The organism is Plantibacter sp. lyk4-40-MEA-4, assembly GCF_030209415.1.
Taxonomy (GTDB): Bacteria; Actinomycetota; Actinomycetes; order Actinomycetales; family Microbacteriaceae; genus Plantibacter; species Plantibacter flavus_A.
In genome coordinates this window covers 25,768-42,947 of the sequence record NZ_JARVSA010000009.1, presented here as the reverse complement: position 1 = coordinate 42,947, position 17,180 = coordinate 25,768, and the positions used below count along the sequence as shown (strand labels likewise).

14 protein-coding genes are annotated in these 17,180 nt (G+C 69.7%); 4 read left to right on the top strand and 10 right to left on the bottom strand.

What is annotated here, in order from left to right:
• Nucleotides 1–69: 69 nt before the first annotated feature.
• The 4 genes from QRN44_RS15025 to QRN44_RS15010 are packed head-to-tail and all read right to left on the bottom strand — an operon-like array spanning nucleotide 70 to nucleotide 4,651.
• A complete protein-coding gene (locus QRN44_RS15025) occupies nucleotides 70–1,056 on the bottom strand; it encodes an MraY family glycosyltransferase (RefSeq protein WP_121291814.1) in 987 nt (328 codons plus the stop codon).
• Nucleotides 1,053–2,873, bottom strand: a complete 1,821-nt coding sequence (locus QRN44_RS15020) for a polysaccharide biosynthesis protein (protein ID WP_079002758.1) — start codon at nucleotides 2,871–2,873, stop codon at nucleotides 1,053–1,055. Before QRN44_RS15020 ends, QRN44_RS15025 begins: the two co-directional genes overlap by 4 nt.
• A gap of 12 nt (nucleotides 2,874–2,885) precedes the next feature.
• Nucleotides 2,886–3,857 carry an NAD-dependent epimerase/dehydratase family protein gene (locus QRN44_RS15015; protein ID WP_285039538.1) on the bottom strand — a complete coding sequence of 324 codons (972 nt, stop codon included), beginning with the start codon at nucleotides 3,855–3,857 and terminating at the stop codon, nucleotides 2,886–2,888.
• Nucleotides 3,854–4,651 carry a glycosyltransferase family 2 protein gene (locus QRN44_RS15010; protein ID WP_121291815.1) on the bottom strand — a complete coding sequence of 266 codons (798 nt, stop codon included), beginning with the start codon at nucleotides 4,649–4,651 and terminating at the stop codon, nucleotides 3,854–3,856. The genes QRN44_RS15015 and QRN44_RS15010 overlap by 4 nt, the downstream gene beginning before the upstream one ends.
• 125 nt (nucleotides 4,652–4,776) lie before the next feature.
• Between QRN44_RS15010 and QRN44_RS15005 the strand changes: the two genes are divergently transcribed.
• Nucleotides 4,777–5,415, top strand: coding sequence for an HAD-IA family hydrolase (locus QRN44_RS15005; RefSeq protein ID WP_231884337.1), 639 nt, complete (start codon nucleotides 4,777–4,779; stop codon nucleotides 5,413–5,415).
• 22 nt (nucleotides 5,416–5,437) lie between these two features.
• Here the strand turns inward: QRN44_RS15005 and prmC are convergent, their stop codons facing one another.
• The gene (prmC, locus tag QRN44_RS15000) at nucleotides 5,438–6,346 is read right to left on the bottom strand and encodes a peptide chain release factor N(5)-glutamine methyltransferase (protein ID WP_285039537.1); all 909 of its coding nucleotides are present in this window, start codon (nucleotides 6,344–6,346) and stop codon (nucleotides 5,438–5,440) included.
• A 163-nt stretch (nucleotides 6,347–6,509) separates the two neighbouring features.
• On the opposite strand from prmC, the gene cysK reads away from it, so the two are divergent.
• From cysK to QRN44_RS14985, 3 genes are all read left to right on the top strand, one after another.
• Nucleotides 6,510–7,448 carry a cysteine synthase A gene (cysK, locus tag QRN44_RS14995; RefSeq protein ID WP_064295302.1) on the top strand — a complete coding sequence of 313 codons (939 nt, stop codon included), beginning with the start codon at nucleotides 6,510–6,512 and terminating at the stop codon, nucleotides 7,446–7,448.
• A gap of 9 nt (nucleotides 7,449–7,457) precedes the next feature.
• Nucleotides 7,458–8,024: a serine O-acetyltransferase EpsC gene (gene epsC, locus QRN44_RS14990; RefSeq protein ID WP_079002761.1), complete on the top strand. Its 567-nt coding sequence runs from the start codon at nucleotides 7,458–7,460 to the stop codon at nucleotides 8,022–8,024.
• Nucleotides 8,025–8,115: 91 nt separating this feature from the next.
• Nucleotides 8,116–9,672 (top strand): ABC-F family ATP-binding cassette domain-containing protein, encoded by a 1,557-nt coding sequence (locus QRN44_RS14985; protein WP_285039536.1) that lies wholly within the window; start codon nucleotides 8,116–8,118, stop codon nucleotides 9,670–9,672.
• A 65-nt stretch (nucleotides 9,673–9,737) separates the two neighbouring features.
• Here QRN44_RS14985 and prfA read toward each other — a convergent pair whose 3' ends face one another.
• The 5 genes from prfA to lysA all read right to left on the bottom strand — a co-directional run bounded on the left by prfA (nucleotide 9,738) and on the right by lysA (nucleotide 17,108).
• A complete protein-coding gene (gene prfA / locus QRN44_RS14980; protein WP_071262434.1) occupies nucleotides 9,738–10,817 on the bottom strand; it encodes a peptide chain release factor 1 in 1,080 nt (359 codons plus the stop codon).
• A gap of 109 nt (nucleotides 10,818–10,926) precedes the next feature.
• A complete protein-coding gene (gene rho / locus QRN44_RS14975; protein ID WP_285039535.1) occupies nucleotides 10,927–13,131 on the bottom strand; it encodes a transcription termination factor Rho in 2,205 nt (734 codons plus the stop codon).
• A gap of 232 nt (nucleotides 13,132–13,363) precedes the next feature.
• Nucleotides 13,364–14,320, bottom strand: a complete 957-nt coding sequence (gene thrB / locus QRN44_RS14970) for a homoserine kinase (RefSeq protein WP_064295297.1) — start codon at nucleotides 14,318–14,320, stop codon at nucleotides 13,364–13,366.
• Between the two features lie 65 nt (nucleotides 14,321–14,385).
• The gene (locus QRN44_RS14965; protein WP_079002763.1) at nucleotides 14,386–15,705 is read right to left on the bottom strand and encodes a homoserine dehydrogenase; all 1,320 of its coding nucleotides are present in this window, start codon (nucleotides 15,703–15,705) and stop codon (nucleotides 14,386–14,388) included.
• Nucleotides 15,702–17,108, bottom strand: coding sequence for a diaminopimelate decarboxylase (gene lysA, locus QRN44_RS14960; protein WP_285039534.1), 1,407 nt, complete (start codon nucleotides 17,106–17,108; stop codon nucleotides 15,702–15,704). The genes QRN44_RS14965 and lysA overlap by 4 nt, the downstream gene beginning before the upstream one ends.
• Between the last annotated feature and the right edge of the window lie 72 nt (nucleotides 17,109–17,180).

The window sequence follows — 17,180 nt, the reverse complement described above, 5'->3', positions numbered from 1 at the left end:
TGGGTCCTGGCTGAACGGGGCCGCCGATCGGTGATCAGTCGGCCGGATGATCGGGGTGACGACGCTCAATCATAGCCTCGGGCGTCTTCCGAGCAGTCTGGGCAGGCACAGGTAGACCGCGAGGACGAGCAGGACACCGAGGACGGCGAGGACCTGGAGGGGCCACGCGCCCGTCGCGACGACCACCCCGAGGAGCCCGGTGGCGAGGGTCGCGACGCTGACGACGGCGGTGGACCCGAGGTGACCGAGTCCGCCGGCGGCGAGCCGCTGGTACACGTGGCTGCGATGCGCCTCGTGCAGCGGCTCCCCCCGCCGCCAGCGCGCGATGATCGTCGTGCCGGTGTCGGCGACGTACACGAGGACCGGGCCGATCAGCGCGACGAAGGAGATGCCGCTGAAGGCCGCGTAGATGGCGACCGCGACGAGGGAGCCGCCGAGGAGGTAGCTGCCGACGTCGCCCAGGAACATCCGGCGCCGAGCGAGGTTCCACGGCAGGAACCCGAGGAACGCTGCCGCCACGACGAGGCCTGCTGCCGTGACGCCCGGGAGACCGGCCACGGCGCCGAGACCGGCGTAGAACCCGCCGACGACCGTGCCGTGCATCGAGGAGATGCCGTTGACGCCGTCCATGAAGTTCGCGATGTTCGTGTAGGCGACGAGCGCCACGATCCCGAGCGGGATCCACCAGGAACTCGCGGCCATCGAGACGACGAGCACCCAGGTCGCCACGAGTCCGAGCACGACCTGCAAGCCGAAGCGCACCCGGACGGGGAGTCCGCGGACGTCCTCCACGGCTCCGATGGCCGCGTTGACGATCGACACGGCGGCGACGATCCAGAGCGGCAGACTGTGGAGCAGGACCGCGGCCGTACCGAGACCGACGGCGACCGCGAGCGCGACGCCGATCCCTCCCCCGCGGATCGTCGGGGTGACGTGCATGGATCGGTGGTTCGGGGTGTCGACGACCGCCCGACGGATGAGGATCGGGCGGATGGCGAGCTGGGATAGCAGGCTCACGACGAGCGCGAGCACCCCCGCCAGGATGGCAACCGTCATTGCACCAGGTGGTGGGTGCCGGCGCCCTCGTCGGCGATGGTCTCCCGCCAGACGGCGATGTCGAGGAGTGCCGGGTCGAGCGGCTGGATCCGCGTGTGCGAGACCTTCGGGTGCTTCGAGCGGTCGGCGATCTCGTCGGTGTCGATGAGGACCTCGTGCAGCTTCTCGCCGTGCCGGAGACCGGTGTACACGATCTCGACGTCCTTGCCGGACGCGGCGATCATGCGCTTGGCGACGTCGAGGATGCGGACCGGACGGCCCATGTCGAGGATGAGGACCTCGCCCGGGTCGCCGATCGCGCCGGCCTGGATGACGAGCTTCGACGCCTCGGGGATCGTCATGAAGAAGCGGGTGACGTCGGGGTGCGTGACCGTGACCGGGCCACCGGCCTCGATCTGGGCGGTGAACGCCGGGATGGCGGAGCCGCGGCTGCCGATGACGTTGCCGAACCGGACCGAGAGGTACCGTGCGTCGGTCTCCTGGGCGCTCATCCAGGCGGTGAGCTTCTCGGCGATGCGTTTGCTGTAGCCGAGGACGGTCGTCGGGTTCGCGGCCTTGTCGGTCGAGATGTTGACGAAGGTGCCGACGCCCACGGCTCGTGCCGCGTTCAGCACGTTCAGGGTGCCGAGGACGTTGTTCTTCCAGGCCTCGTCGGGGTACTGCTCGAGCATCGGAGCGTGCTTCAGCGCTGCCGCGTGGAACACGACGTCGGGACGGCGGTCCTCGAAGATCTCCATGAGCGAGGGGAGATCGCGGATGTCGGCGAGCACGACCTCCTTGGTGTCGAGCAGACCGTGTCCGGAGATCGAGAGCTGCGTGGTGTGGAGCCCCGTCTCGTCGCGGTCGAGCAGGACGAGCTCCGCCGGACCGAACTGGTTGACCTGCCGGGCGATCTCGGAGCCGATGGATCCGCCGGCACCGGTGACGAGCACGCGCTTGCCGGTCAGGTACCCCGCGATGCTCTCGACCTGCAGGTCGACGGTGTTGCGGCCGATGAAGTCCTCGACGTTGAGGTCGCGCAGGCTCGGCGCGCTCTCGCCCGTCCCGGGAGCCAGCATCGTGTCGATGGGCGGCACGACGAGCACCCGGAGCTTCGCCTCGTCGGCTCGCTCACTGACCTGGCGGATGAAGTCGTTGTCGACGTCCGCGATGCTGATGATGAGCGCCTGCGCCCCGGTGCGCTTGACGGCCGCCACCAGGTCGGCTCCCGTGCCGACCACGGCGACGGAGGCGATGCGGAAGTTGCGCTTCGAGGGGTCGTCGTCGATGACACCCACCGGGAGGTAGGGCGACTGCGGGTCGCGCATGAGCCGAGGGATGATCGACATCCCGAGCGCACCGGCTCCGTAGACGAGGACGCGCTGCGCCTCGATCGGCCGGCTGCGGCTGTCGACGAAGAGTCGCTTGACGTAGCGCGTGATGCCCATGAAGACGATCGCGAACGGGAACGCGATGACCGTGGTGGACCGTGGAACCCCCCACGCGACGCCGAACACCGCGTTGACCGCGATGAGGATCGCGGTGACGATCAGCGCGACGACGATGAGCTGTTTCGCCTCATAGAAGCTGCCGAAGCTGTGCAGGCCGTGGTAGTAGCTCCACAGGTAGGCCACGACGAGCTGGGCGACCACGGCGATGACGCACAGGAGGACCGTCCCCACGAGGGCCACGCGCTCGTACTCGAGCTCGAACCGGACGAGCTGGGCGACCACGATGGCGAGCACCCAGCACAGTGCGTCGAGGGCGGTCTTCGCGGCGAAACGAGGACCGGGCGCCTGCGTCCATCTACGGGGGGCGTCGGGGAGCGTGGAGGTCATAACGTGTCGATCCTACCGATCGCCGGCTCCGCGTTCGCTGCGCACGGACTGCGCGTCGGGGCCGGGCGCACCGCGCTCCGCGGCGAGGGCTGCGATCGAGGACCGGAGACCGTCGTCCGTCGCCGTCGGCATGCGCTCGTGCCCGAGTGCACCGAGCAGTCGGGCACCGGAGACGCGGTAGTCCTCGGTGAGCTTGGCGAGACGCCCGGAGTTGAGCGGCACGGCGGGGACGCGATCGCCGACGGCGGCCGCCAACCGCACGAGGGCCGGTGGGAGCGCCAGGCGACGGACCCGGCGACCGGTGACCTCGGCGATGAGGGTGACGAGGTGCCCCGTCGACACGGGCTCGTCGTCGGCGACGAGGTACACGCCCGTCGTGACGGTGGGCGTGTCGATGATGCTCGTGATCGCCCACGTGAGGTTCTGGATCGACACGAAGCTGCGCTCGTTGCGGAAGGCGTCGAGCGGGTACGGGATGCCGCGGGAGAGCAGACCGAACAGGAGGCGCAGATTGCCCTTGTCCCCCGGCCCGTGCACCATCGTCGGACGGAGGACGATCGTCCGGCGACCGGCGGGCGGTTCGACGGCGAGCAGGAGCCGCTCGGCTGCGAGCTTCGACTTCCCGTACGGCGTCACAGGGTGGGGCTCGGCGGACTCGTCGAGCACGCCGTCGACCGTCGCCTCGTTCACCGCGGCGACGCTGCTCAGCTGGATGAAGGTGGTGGCGTCCGACGCGAGGAAGGCGACGTACGCACGTTCGGCGAGGTCGGTGTTGATCCTGCGGTACACCTCGGGAGAGGCGGTGCCGTCGAGGTCGTGCGCCTTCCCGGCGAGGTTCACCACGACGTCGACGTCCGCGGGGAAGGGCTCCCCCGTCCACCCGCGTAACGAGAACGGCACGACCTCGTGGCCGGCCGCCTCGAGGACGGGGACGAGGTTCGTCCCGATGAAGCCGGTCGCACCGGTCACGAGCACCCGGCTCATCGTCCGAACCATCCCCACGTGCGGAAGTACACGAAGGCCCCCTGGATCGAGTACCACATCAGCTTCCGGTTGTGATGCGAGCCCTTCGCGAAGTGGTGGTAAATCGTCGCGCCGGGGTAATACGCGGTCCGGGACACCTGGAGGAAGCGTCGGGTGAGGTCGGCGTCCTCGATGTACATGAAGATCCGCTCGTCGAAGAAGCCGACGCGGTGCAGGGTCGAGGTCCGGAGGAACATGAAGCACCCCGAGAGGTAGGGCACGTCGAACATCGTCTTGTTGTAGTCGTGCGCCGGGTTCTCGTCGATGTCGCGGTACTCGTAGCGGGCCATGCGCTTCGCGACGAGCGGCTTCAGCGGACCGGGCAGGAACCGGCGGGCGAAGAGGTCGAAGACGGAGGGGTTCCGCTTCACCAGGTACTGGAGGGAGCCGTCGGGGTACAGCACCTTCGGCATGACGTGCCCGACCTCGGGGTGCTCGAGCATGAACTCGTGGAGCTCCTCGACCGCCTCCGGCTCGAAGTACACGTCCGGGTTGACCACCATGTGGAACTTCGAGCGCCCGAGGACCTTCGCGATCGCGAGGTTGTGGGCGGCGCCGAAGCCGGGGTTCGAGGGGTTGTGCAGGTACTCGATGCGCGGGTCGTCCACGAGGTCGCGGAGCTCGTCCGTCGGCGAGTTGTCGACGAGGTAGAGCGTCTCGACGAGCGGGCTTCCGAGGGTCGAGTCGATGGCCGCACGCAGCTTGTCGCGATCGTTCCGGTACATGACGATGCAGGCGGTCACAGGACGGTCCACGGTTCACCCTCTCCGGCGGCGGGGACGGCACCGCCGAGGCACGTCGGACGTGGGCCCGACGCGCCTGGTCAGTCTACGTGCTGCCCGCGTCCGGTCCTGGGAGCCCGGGGCCGCATACTGGAGTGGTGCCAGAGCGTGTGTTCTTCTTCGACTGCGACAAGACCCTGTACGACTACGACTTCCGGAAACGCCTTCCGGCGCTCTCGCGGTTGACGGGCGTGAGCCAGTACCGGCTCGCGAAGCAGTGGTGGGTCGGCGGGCACGAGGCCGCGGCCAACATCGGCGAGTACCCGACCAGTGACGACTACCTGGCGGTGTTCGCCGAGGTCACCGGATACCCGCTGACCCTCGCGGAGTGGCGCGAGGCCCGTGCGGCGGCGATGACACCGGTTCCCGGCGTCCTGGCCACCCTCGCCCGCGCCTCGACCCTCGGCACGGTCTCCCTGCTGTCGAACAATCCGATCCCGTTCCGGGACTCCTTCGCGCAGCTGGCTCCCGAGGCCGCAGCCCTCCTCGGCGAGAACGACCTCGTGTCGGCCGTCCTCGGAGCGGAGAAGCCGGAGCCCCGCGTCTACACCCGGGCGCTCAGCCGGTACGGCGTCGCACCCGGTCGCACCATGCTCATCGACGACTCCGCGGCGAACTGCGCGGGTGCCGAGGCCGTGGGGATGCACGCCTTCCGACTGACGAAGGACGCCTCAGGTGCCTTCGACGTCGCGGGACTCGACGCCGCCGTCGACGCGTTCGTGGCTGCCACCCCCTGACCCGACCTCCGGCCGCGACGGGTCAGCGGATCGCGATGGTGGTGCGGTCGCGGGTGGTGAGGTCGCGGTGCGTCGCCGCGGCGTGCCAGCCGTCGGCCGTGAGCAGCTCGCGGATGGCCTGCCCCTGGAGTTCGCCGTGCTCGATGATGAGCGTGCCGCCCCGGTGGAGCAGCCGCTGCGCGGTCGCGGACACCTGGCGCACCACGTCGAGACCGTCCGGTCCGCCGTACAGCGCGGCCGAGGGGTCGTGGAGACGCACTTCGGGATCGCGTGGGATCGCGTCGTCCGGGACGTACGGGGGGTTCGAGATCACGACGTCCACCGAGCCGTCGAGCTCGTGGAAGGCGTCGGCGAGGTGCTCGAAGACGACGGTGGCGTTGTCGGCACCGGACTCGGCGAAGTTCCGTTTCGCCCAGATGAAGGCCTCGACCGAGTTCTCGGTCGCGTAGATCGCCGCGTTCGGGACCTCGGTCGCCATCGCCAGCGCGATCGCTCCACTGCCGGTGCCGAGGTCGACGCCGATGGGCCGAGGGATCGGCACCGCCCGGAGCGCGTCGATGGCGAACTGCACGACCGACTCGGTCTCGGGGCGCGGCACGAAGACGCCTGGTCCGACCGCGAGTTCCATCGAACGGAACGCGGCACGACCCGTGATGTGCTGCAGCGGTTCACGCGCGGCCCGACGTTCGACCAGCTCGGCGAACACGGTGCGCTCCTCGGCGTCGAGCACGCGACCGGTGATCGCCGCGGCCTGCACGGCACCGCGACCGAGGCCGAGCACGTGTCCGAGGAGGAGCTCCGCGTCGACGTCGGGTGACGGCACGGCCGCGCGGGTGAGGATCTCGACGGCGTGTTGGCGCGCGAGTTCGACGGTCGCAGGGTGGCCGGCTGACGGGGTGTCTGCGGCGGCGGCGGAAGGGGTGCTGGGCATGAGCGAGGTCATCATCTGGGGCGGCCTGGTCGGGTGGGCCGCACCGAGCCTACCCCACCGCCTCGATGCGGCCGCGGGCCGTCGACCCTCCTCGTCACACGGGAGACCGCCGATCGACCAGGTCGTAGGCTGAACCGAGCCCCGTTCGAGGAAGAGGAACACCGTGACCGGCACCGTCTACACCGACATCACCCAGGCCTACGGCCGCACCCCGCTCGTCCGCCTGAACCGCATCGCCGAGGGCGTCGGCGCGACCGTCCTGGCGAAGCTGGAGTTCTACAACCCCGGATCGAGTGTCAAGGACCGCCTGGGCATCGCGCTCGTCGATGCGGCGGAGGCCTCGGGCCAGCTGCAGCCCGGAGGGACCATCGTCGAGTCGACGAGCGGGAACACCGGTATCGCGCTCGCCCTCGTGGGAGCCGCGCGGGGCTACCGGGTCATCCTCACGATGCCCGCCTCGATGAGCAAGGAACGCCGGACCCTCCTCCGTGCCTACGGTGCCGAGCTCGTCCTCACCGATCCGACGAAGGGGATGGCGAACGCCGTGCAGGAGGCGCAGCGCATCGTCGCCGAGAACCCCGGCGCCGTCTGGGTCAGGCAGTTCGAGAACGAGGCGAACCCCGCCATCCACCGACGGACGACCGCGCCCGAGATCTGGGAGGACACCGCCGGCACGGTCGACGCGTTCGTCGCGGGCATCGGGACGGGCGGGACCATCACCGGCGTCGGCGGCTGGCTCCGTGAGCACAACCCCGACGTGCAGATCATCGCGGTCGAGCCCGCGGACTCCCCGCTGCTCAGCGAGGGTCGTGCCGGTGGACACAAGATCCAGGGCATCGGCCCGAACTTCGTGCCCGACATCCTCGACACCTCCTTGTTCAGCGAGATCATCCCGGTCGAGACCGACACGGCCTACGCGACCGCACGACGCCTCGCGACCGACGACGGCATCATCGGCGGCATGTCCTCCGGCGCCGCCGTCTGGGCCGCCCTCGAGGTCGGACGCCGTCCGGAGATGGCCGGCAAGACGATCGTCGTCATCATCCCCGACGCGGGCGAGCGCTACCTGTCGACGACGATGTACGACGACCTGCGCGACTAGGCTCGACGCATGGGAATGCTGTCGCGGGTCCGCGAGGACATCGGTGCCGCACGCGCACACGATCCGGCGGCCCGCGGCACCATCGAGATCGCGCTCAGCTACTCCGGCCTGCACGCCGTCTGGGCGTACCGGCTGCACCATCGCCTGTGGCGGCGCGGCTTCCGCACCCTCGCCCGGTTCGGCTCGCAGTTCACCCGGTTCCTCACCGGGATCGAGATCCACCCGGGCGCCCGGATCGGCAGGCGGTTCTTCATCGACCACGGTATGGGCGTCGTCATCGGTGAGACGGCCGAGGTGGGCGACGACGTCATGATCTTCCACGGCGTGACCCTCGGCGGGAAGAGCCGCGGCGTCGGCAAGCGCCACCCGACCATCGGTGACGGCGTCGCCGTCGGTGCCGGGGCGAAGATCCTCGGGCCCATCCGGATCGGTGCGGGCACCATCGTCGGCGCGAACGCCGTCGTCACCAAGGCCTGCCCACCCCGCAGTCTGCTGCTCGGCGTCCCCGCGGTCGAGCGCCCGCGCGGGAGCGGCGCCCACGGCCTCGCGTTGCTCGATCCCGAGTACCACATCTGATCCGCGAGCGGTGAGGCGATCCGTCGCCCGCGCCTCCCCCGGACGACGAACTCCCGCATCCCACCCGCATCCCGCTCCTCGAGAGGTCCCCATGAGTCTCATCCGCCTGCACGACGTCACCGTCCGGTTCGAGGAACGCCCGGTGCTCCGCGACGTCTTCTTCCGGCTCGAGCCAGGCGACCGGGTCGGGCTCATCGGCAGGAACGGTTCAGGCAAGTCCACCCTCCTGAAGCTCGCGCTCGACCAGCTCCAGCCGGACTCGGGCACGGTGACCATCGAGGACGGGACGCGGATCGGGTACTTCTCGCAGTTCTCGGAGCTCGACGGTAGCGCCACCATCACCGAGGTCCTCGAAGGACTCTTCGGTCACATCCACGCCATCGAGGCGGAACTCGCATCCATCGACGCCGCGATCGCCGCCGACCCGAACGACCTGGACGGGATGACGAAGCTCATCGAACGGCAGGCCGAGCTCTTCGAGGAGATGGAGCGCCAGGACGGCTGGGACTACCAGCGCCACATCGACACCGCCCTCACCACGCTCGGCTTCGACGCCGCGCGCCGCGTGCTCCCCATCGACTCGCTCTCCGGGGGTTGGCGCAACCGCGCGGCGCTCGCGAAGATCCTCCTCGAGCGCCCGGACGTCCTGCTCCTCGACGAGCCGACGAACTTCCTCGACGTCGCGGGCGTCGAGTGGCTCGAATCCTGGTTCGGCTCGTTCCGCGGCGCAGCGATCGTCGTCTCGCACGACCGGACCTTCCTCGACGCCGTGGTCACCCGCATCGTCGAGGTCGAGAACTTCCACCTCCACGAGTACCCCGGCAGCTTCGACGAGTACGTCGTCCAGAAGCAGTTCCGGCTCAAGAGCCTCGAGGCGCAGTTCGTCCACGAGTCCGAACTGCTCGCCTTCGAGGCCGAGGGCATCTCGGACCGTCGCGAGGCGGCCAAGGCCGCCGGGAAGAAGGACCTCTCCTCACAGCTGGCGAAGATCAAGAAGGCCAGGCCGCCGCGTCCGGTGGACGACATCATCACCGACATCTACGGCGGCCTGCACATCAAGGACACGCTCTGCCGGATCCAGGGGCTCACGAAGGCCTACGGAGACCACACGCTGTTCGACGGGCTCGACCTCGAGATCGGCCGCCGCGAACGCATCGTCGTCCACGGACCGAACGGTGCGGGCAAGTCCACGCTCCTCCGGATCCTCGAGGGCGACGAACGCCCCGACGCCGGTCACGTCACGTGGACCGGCGGGGTCCGATACGCGTCCTACAACCAGATGGTCGACGAGCTGGACCTCACTGACACGGTCGCGCACGCCGTCGGCGCCATGCCCGACAGCCTCGCCTTCGCGGCGACGAAGAAGTCGGTGAACCGCTTCCTCGGCATGTTCCAGTTCTCGGACGCCGACCTCAAGCAGAAGATCGGCATGCTCTCGGGTGGGCAGCGCGCCCGCGTCGCCATGGCCCAGTGCCTGCTCTCCGGAGCTTCGGTGCTCCTCCTCGACGAGCCGACGAACCACCTGGACCTCGCGAGCACGCAGGTGATGGAGCGAGCACTCGTGCACTTCCCCGGCGCCATCGTCGTGGTCAGCCACGACCGGTTCTTCGCCGACAAGGTCGCGACGAAACGACTGCGCATCGGCTGAACGACGAAAGCGCAGTCGTGGTCGTCATCCGAGAGGGATGACGACCACGACTGCGCTCTCGAGTCCTAGTCCTGGTCGCCGATGTCGGCCAGGCGCGCTTCCTCATCGGCGGTGATCGCCGATTCGATGATCGGACCGAGCGCGCCGTTCATGACGCCGTCGAGGTTGTACGCCTTGTACCCGGTCCGGTGGTCGGCGATGCGGTTCTCGGGGAAGTTGTAGGTGCGGATGCGCTCGGAGCGGTCCATCGTGCGGATCTGCGTCTTGCGCGCCGCGCTGTCGAGCGCCGCCTGCTCCTCCTGCTGACGCGCGAGGATCCGTGCGCGGAGGACGCGCATACCGGCCTCGCGGTTCTGCAGCTGGCTCTTCTCGTTCTGCATCGACACCACGATGCCGGTCGGCAGGTGGGTGATGCGCACCGCGGAGTCCGTGGTGTTGACCGACTGACCGCCGGGGCCGCTCGACCGGTAGACGTCGATCTTCAGGTCGTTCTGGCTGATCTCGACCTCCTCCGGCTCATCGACCTCGGGGAAGACGAGGACACCCGTGGTGGAGGTGTGGATGCGGCCCTGGGACTCGGTGGCCGGCACACGCTGCACGCGGTGCACGCCGCCCTCGTACTTGAGGTGCGCCCAGACCCCCTGCGACGGGTCGGTCGCGTTCGACTTGATCGCCACCTGGACGTCCTTGTAGCCGCCGAGGTCGCTCTCGGTGCGTTCGAGGAGCTCGGTCTTCCACCCCTTGGACTCCGCGTAGTGCAGGTACATCCGGAGCAGGTCGGCGGCGAAGAGCGCGCTCTCCGCGCCGCCCTCGCCACCCTTGATCTCCATGATGACGTCGCGGCCGTCGTCGGGGTCGCGCGGGATGAGGAGACGGCGGAGCTTCTCCTGGTTGGTCACCAGCAGCTCTTCGAGCACCGGCACCTCCTCGGCGAACGCCTCGTCCTCCTTGGCGAGTTCCCGAGCGGCGTCGAGGTCCTCCTGCGTCGCCTGCCAGGTGTGGTAGGCCGCGATGATCTTCGACAGCTCGGCGTAGCGGCGGTTGATCTTCTTCGACCGCGCGGGGTCGGCGTGGACCGCCGGGTCGGCGAGCTGGTCCTGGAGATCCTTGTGCTCGGCGACGAGCGTCTCAACTGATTCGAACATCGTTCTCTTCCTTCATCACCATCATGCGGCACCGGGGGCGAAACGGGACCGACCCCACCCGTTCCCGGTGCCGGTGCGGCGCGGGTACGGATGGGGTCGGTCGGGACCGCTAGCGGTGGTTGTTCTCGTGTCCGTGGCTGTGCGAGGTCGGTGCGGGCATCGACTTCTGCATCTGGACGAGGAACTCCACGTTGGACGTGGTCTCCTTCAGCTTGCCGAGGACGACCTCGAGGGCCTGCTGCTGGTCGAGGCCGGCGAGGGCACGACGCAGCTTCCAGGTGACCTTGACCTCGTCGGGGGCGAGCAGCATCTCCTCGCGGCGGGTCGAGGACGCGTTGACGTCCACGGCCGGGAAGATCCGCTTGTCGGCGAGCTGGCGCGAGAGCCGGAGCTCCGAGTTGCCGGTGCCCTTGAACTCCTCGAAGATGACCTCGTCCATCTTGGAACCGGTCTCGACGAGCGCGGTCGCGAGGATCGTGAGGGATCCACCGTTCTCGATGTTGCGAGCGGCACCGAAGAAGCGCTTCGGCGGGTACAGCGCCGCGGCGTCGACACCACCGGAGAGGATCCGACCCGAGGCGGGTGCGGCCAGGTTGTAGGCACGACCGAGACGCGTGATCGAGTCGAGCAGCACGACGACGTCGTGGCCGAGCTCGACGAGACGCTTGGCACGCTCGATCGCGAGTTCGGCGACCGTCGTGTGGTCCTCGGCCGGCCGGTCGAAGGTGGAGGCGATGACCTCACCCTTCACCGTGCGCTGCATGTCGGTGACCTCTTCGGGACGCTCGTCGACGAGCACGACCATGAGGTGGACCTCAGGGTTGTTGATCGAGATCGCGTTGGCGATCTGCTGCAGGACGATGGTCTTCCCGGCCTTCGGCGGGGCGACGATCAGGCCGCGCTGTCCCTTGCCGATCGGTGCGACGAGGTCGATGATGCGCTGCGTGAGCTTCGTCTGCTCCGTCTCGAGACGGAGGCGCTCCTGCGGGTACAGCGGGGTCAGCTTGCCGAACTCGACGCGGGCGCCGGCCTCGTCAACGGACAGGCCGTTGACGGAGTCGACCTTGACGATCGCGTTGTACTTCTGGCGGCTGCTGCTGTCGTTGTCGCGCGGCTGACGGATGGCCCCGACGACGGCGTCGCCCTTGCGCAGGTGGTACTTCTTCACCTGGCCGAGGGAGACGTAGACGTCGTTGGTGCCCGGGAGGTAGCCGGAGGTGCGCACGAAGGCGTAGTTGTCGAGGACGTCGAGGATGCCGGCGACCGGGATGAGGACGTCGTCCTCGGCGATCTCGGGCTCGACGTCGTCGTTCTGCACGGATCCGCGACGCTTGCGGTCGCGGTAGCGGCTGCGGCCGCCACGACCCTCGGACTCGTCGCCCGGTGCGCCCTGGTTGCCCTGACCGCCCTGGTTGCCGCGGTTCTGCCCCTGCTGCTCCTGCTTGGCGTCGGCCTTCTGGCCGGCGTCGGCGTTCTGGCCACCGTTGTTCTGGCCACCGTTGTTCTGGTTGCGCCCACGGCCGCGACCGCGACGTCCGCCGGACGACTGGCCGTCCTGCTGCTCGCCGTCCTGGGTGTCGTCGGCGTCCGTGTTCGCGGCGTCGTCGTTCGAGTCCTGCTCGGAGGCGTTCTGTGCGGCGCGGCGCTGCTCGCCGCCGGCCTGCTCGCCGGTGCCCTGCTCAGCCGTGTTCTGCTCGGCGTCGTCGGTGTTGCGGTCGCGATCGCGTCCGCGACCACGGCGGTTGCCGCGCGAACGCCTCGGCGTCTGCTCGGGGGTCGTCTCGTCGGCGCTCTGCGACGCAGCGGTCGCGGCGGCGTCGTCGGACTGCTCGGCGGGAGCCGCGTCGGCCGGAGCGGACGGTGCCTCGGCCTCGACCGGGGCGGGTGCGGCGGCCGGCGCAGCCGGTGCCTCGACGACGGGGGCGCCGACGATCGGGGTCGCGTTCGGGGCGACGGTGGCCGTCGTGGCCCGGCGGGACTTGCGTCGCGCCGGCGGGGCCGCCTTCTCGGCACCGAAGGCCTGGTCGAGCGCGAGGTCGAGCTCGGGCAGCTTGGACTGCACCGGTGCCTCCGGCGCGACTTCGAGCGCGGAGACCGACTCGATGACGTCGGCGGTCTCGGTGGCCGCGGCGTCGGTGTCGGTGTCGGTGCTGTTCTGGATGGTCTGGATGGCTTCGACCAGCTCGCCCTTGCGGAGCTTGGAGGCTCCGGCCACTCCAAGAGCGGCGGCGAGACGCTGAAGGTCGGCGACCTTGAGCGTCTTCGGGTCGGCATCCAGCGAGACGCCCGAGGCGCCTTCGTTGACGTCTGTCACGTGTGTCTTCCTTCCCTTGCGTCGAGACAGAGCTGTCTCGCGCAGGCGGCGATCGCACCGGAATCCTGTGCGGCGGGTGGGTGATGTTCACACGACGCAGAGCCTGTGCGGATAGCCCGGTGCGACGACCCGGCGGAGCGCTGCTCAGCAGGATGGAAACACGGTGGGACCCGAACAGACGCGATCAATTGGTGCGAAAGCGATGATTGTGCGGAATTGCCCCGGAAGCCGGTTACGCCGAAGAGGCGGGGTGGGCCGGGTGCCCTCCCACTGTAGCACCCTTGAAGTCGACCGCGAGCATGAGCGACTGCCACGGGGTGGTGGCGTGCTCGGCGACCAGCGCGGTGGCTTCGAGGCGTCGTCCGGGATCGTCCGCGAGGACGAGGATCGACGGACCGGCGCCGGACACGACGGCGGCGAAGCCGCGCTCGCGCAGCAGCGTGATGAGGGTGTTCGTCTCGGGCATCGCTGCGGCGCGGTAGCTCTGGTGGAGTCGGTCCTCGGTGGCCGCGAGCAGGAGCTCGGGGCTCTGCGTGAGCGCGGCGACGAGGAGGGCCGAACGCGAGACGTTGAACGCCGCATCGGCGTGTGGCACGTTGGCGGGCTGCAGACTGCGGGCGAGTTCCGTGGACATCGTGTGCTCGGGGACGAGCACGAGCGGCGAGACCCCGCGGTGCACGATGAGCTTCTTGTGCTGTGGGCCGTCGTCCGTCGTCCACGCGATCGTCAGGCCGCCGAACAGCGCCGGAGCGACGTTGTCGGGGTGACCCTCCATCTCCGTCGCGAGCCGGAGGAGGTCGTCCGGACCGAGCTCGACCCGACCCTCGAGGAGCCCCTTTGCCGCCATGATGCCGGAGACGATCGCGGCGCCCGAGGAACCGAGGCCGCGGCCGTGCGGGATGACGTTCCGGGCGACGACGTCGAGACCGGGGAGATCGTGGCCGTAGGCACGCAGAGCGTGCGCGATCGCGGTGATCACGAGGTTCGAGGCGTCGGTCGGCACCTCGCCGGCGCCGACACCGATGACCTCCACGAACACGCCGGGCTCCTCGCGGACCGTGACGGTCAGCTCGTCGTACAGGGCGAGCGCCAGACCGAGCGTGTCGAAGCCGGGGCCGAGGTTGGCGGTGGTCGCCGGCACCTTCACGGTGACGGTGCGTCCGATCGCAAGCGGTTCGGTGTGACTCATAGGGATGCCTGCAATCTGGTGAGAGGTCGTCGAGCGACGCGGTCGGGGGTCGTGCGGTTCGGCACCTACTCGGCTCCTTCGACCCGGAGCACGGACACGACCCGCTCGACATGGGCGTTCGAGGCGAGCTGCTCGACCGTGGCCGCGAGGGCCGATTCGAGCGCCCGGTGGGTGCCGATGACCAGGGTAGCGGTCGACAGCGTCCCGTCCGAGGAGGCCACGGACTGCTGGAAGGTCTCGACCGAGACGCCGCCGTCGCTGAGGATCCCCGCGACCGCGGCGAGCACGCCGGGTTCGTCGGCCACCTCGAGGGTGACCTGGTATCGCGTCGTGACGCGGCCGATCTCGAGGACCGGCAGGTCGGCGTGCGTGGACTCGCCGACACCGGGGCCGCCGGCGACGTGACGACGGGCCGCGGAGACGAGGTCGCCGAGCACCGCGGAGGCGGTCTCCTTACCCCCGGCGCCGGCGCCGTAGAACATCAGGCTCCCGGCGTTCTCGGCCTCCACGAAGACGGCGTTGTTGCCGCCGTGCACGGCGGCCAGTGGGTGCTCGCGACCGATCAGGGCCGGGTAGACACGGGCGGACAGGCCTTCCTCGCCGGTCGTCTCATCGACGATCCGCTCCGCGATCGCGAGCAGCTTGATGACGTAGCCCTCGCTGCGGGCGAGGTCGACCTGGGCCTTCGTGATGCCGGTGATGCCCTCACGGTGGACGGCCTCGACGGGGACGGTGGTGTGGAAGGCGAGACTCGCGAGGATGGTCGCCTTCTGCGCCGCGTCGTAGCCCTCGACGTCGAGGGTCGGGTCGGCCTCGAGGTACCCGAGCTCGCTCGCGACGGCTGCCGCGTCCTCCATCGTGTCGCCGAAGCGGTCCATCCGGTCGAGCATGTAGTTCGTGCTGCCGTTGACGATGCCGAGCACCCGGTTGATGCGGTCGCCCGCGAGGCTCTCCCGCAGGGGTCGGATGATCGGGATCGCCGCGGCGACGGCCGCCTCGTAGTACAGCTGGGCGCCGACCTGCTCAGCGGCGTCGAACAGTTCCGGGCCGTGCGTCGCGAGCAGCGCCTTGTTGGCGGTGACGATGTCGGCACCGGCGTTGATGGCCTGCAGGATGTGGCTGCGCGCCGGCTCGATGCCGCCGATGAGTTCGATCACGATGTCGGCGCTCAGGATGAGCTGCTCGGCATCGGTCGTGTACAGCTCCTTCGGCAGGTCGACGTCGCGAGGTGCGTCGACGTCGCGCACGGCGATGCCGATGAGCTCGAGGCTCGCTCCGGCGCGGGACGCCAGTTCGTCGGCGTGCTCGAGCAGCAGACGCGCCACCTGCGAGCCCACCGATCCGGCGCCCAGCAGGGCGACCTTCAGTCCGCGGTATTCGATCATTCCGTGTCCAATCCCGCATCGCGGCTGAGGAGGTCGTGCTCGGTCTCGCCCCGCACGATGACGCGGGCCGCGCCACCCGACACGGCGACGACGGCCGGGCGACCGAGGTAGTTGTAGTTGCTCGCGAGGGACCAGCAGTAGGCCCCGGTCGCGGGGACGGCCAGGAGGTCGCCGTCGCGGACGTCGGCCGGCAGGTAGTCGGCGTTCACGACGATGTCGCCCGACTCGCAGTGCTTGCCGGCGATCCGGACGAGCGCAGGAGGCGCCTCACTCACGCGGTCGACGATCCGGACCGTGTAGTCCGCGCCGTACAGCGACGGCCGGGCGTTGTCGCTCATTCCACCGTCGACGCTGACGTAGCGTCGGACGGCCGTCTCACCCTCGTCGTTCCAGGCGACCACGACGTCCTTGATCGTGCCGACCTCGTAGAGCGTGATGCCAGCGCCGCCGATGATCGCGCGTCCCGGTTCGAAGGCGAGCTTCGGGATCCGGACGCCGTGGAGGTCTGCCGCAGCCTGGACACCGGCGAGGATGTCCGCCGCGAGCTGCGCGATCGGCGTCGGGTCGTCGGCGCTGGTGTAGGCGATGCCGAAGCCACCACCGAGGTTGAGCTCGGGCACGGGGCCGCCCTCGAGCAGGCGCGCGTGCACGGCGAGCAGGCGGGCGGCGGATTCGGCGAACCCGTCGGACCCGAAGATCTGCGAGCCGATGTGGCAGTGGAGTCCGAGGAAGTCGAGCGAGGCGTGGGACCGGATGCGCGCGACGGCGTCGGCGGCGTCCTCGAGCGGCAGGCCGAACTTCTGGTCCTCGTGGGCGGTCGCGAGGTACTCGTGCGTGTGGGCGTGGACGCCGCTGTTCACGCGCAGGCGCACCGACTGGACCCGGCCGGCGCGCTCGGCCGCCGCGGCGACGCGGTCGATCTCGGTGAGGCTGTCGAGCACGATCGCGCCGATCCCGACACCCACGGCTCGCTCGATCTCCGCGACCGACTTGTTGTTGCCGTGGAAGCCCAGCTGGGCCGGGTCGGTTCCGGCGGCGAGTGCGACGGCGAGTTCTCCACCGCTGCAGATGTCGATGCGGAGGCCCTCCGCCGTCATCCAGCGCGCGACCTCGGCCGAGAGGAACGCCTTCCCCGCGTAGTAGACGGCGACACTCGTGCCACGGGCCGCCGCTTCACGCTCGAACGCCTCTCTCAGCGTGCGGGCGCGGGCCCGGGCGTCGTCCTCGTCGACGACGTAGAGGGGCGTGCCGAAGCGCTCCTGGAGCGTGCGGACGTCGACGCCGCCGAGCTGCAGGAGGCCGTCGGTGTCGCGGGCGGCCGAGGCCGGCCACACGGCCGAATCGAGCGCGTTCGGATCGACGGGCTCGGCGAGCCAGTCGGGGGCGAGGGGGTTTCTGGCCACGGGGGTGTCCTGAGTCCTGTTGAGCGGAAAAGGAGGTTCTCGTTGGGCGAGCGGACCCGGTTTGGCCCCTGA

Coding starts and splice junctions, on each gene's coding strand:
- QRN44_RS15025 (WP_121291814.1), bottom strand. CDS start 1,056: ATGACGGTTGCCATCCTGGCGGGGGTGCTCGCGCTCGTCGTGAGCCTG.
- QRN44_RS15020 (WP_079002758.1), bottom strand. CDS start 2,873: ATGACCTCCACGCTCCCCGACGCCCCCCGTAGATGGACGCAGGCGCCC.
- QRN44_RS15015 (WP_285039538.1), bottom strand. CDS start 3,857: ATGAGCCGGGTGCTCGTGACCGGTGCGACCGGCTTCATCGGGACGAAC.
- prmC (WP_285039537.1), bottom strand. CDS start 6,346: ATGCCCAGCACCCCTTCCGCCGCCGCCGCAGACACCCCGTCAGCCGGC.
- epsC (WP_079002761.1), top strand. CDS start 7,458: ATGGGAATGCTGTCGCGGGTCCGCGAGGACATCGGTGCCGCACGCGCA.
- QRN44_RS14985 (WP_285039536.1), top strand. CDS start 8,116: ATGAGTCTCATCCGCCTGCACGACGTCACCGTCCGGTTCGAGGAACGC.
- prfA (WP_071262434.1), bottom strand. CDS start 10,817: ATGTTCGAATCAGTTGAGACGCTCGTCGCCGAGCACAAGGATCTCCAG.
- thrB (WP_064295297.1), bottom strand. CDS start 14,320: ATGAGTCACACCGAACCGCTTGCGATCGGACGCACCGTCACCGTGAAG.
- QRN44_RS14965 (WP_079002763.1), bottom strand. CDS start 15,705: ATGATCGAATACCGCGGACTGAAGGTCGCCCTGCTGGGCGCCGGATCG.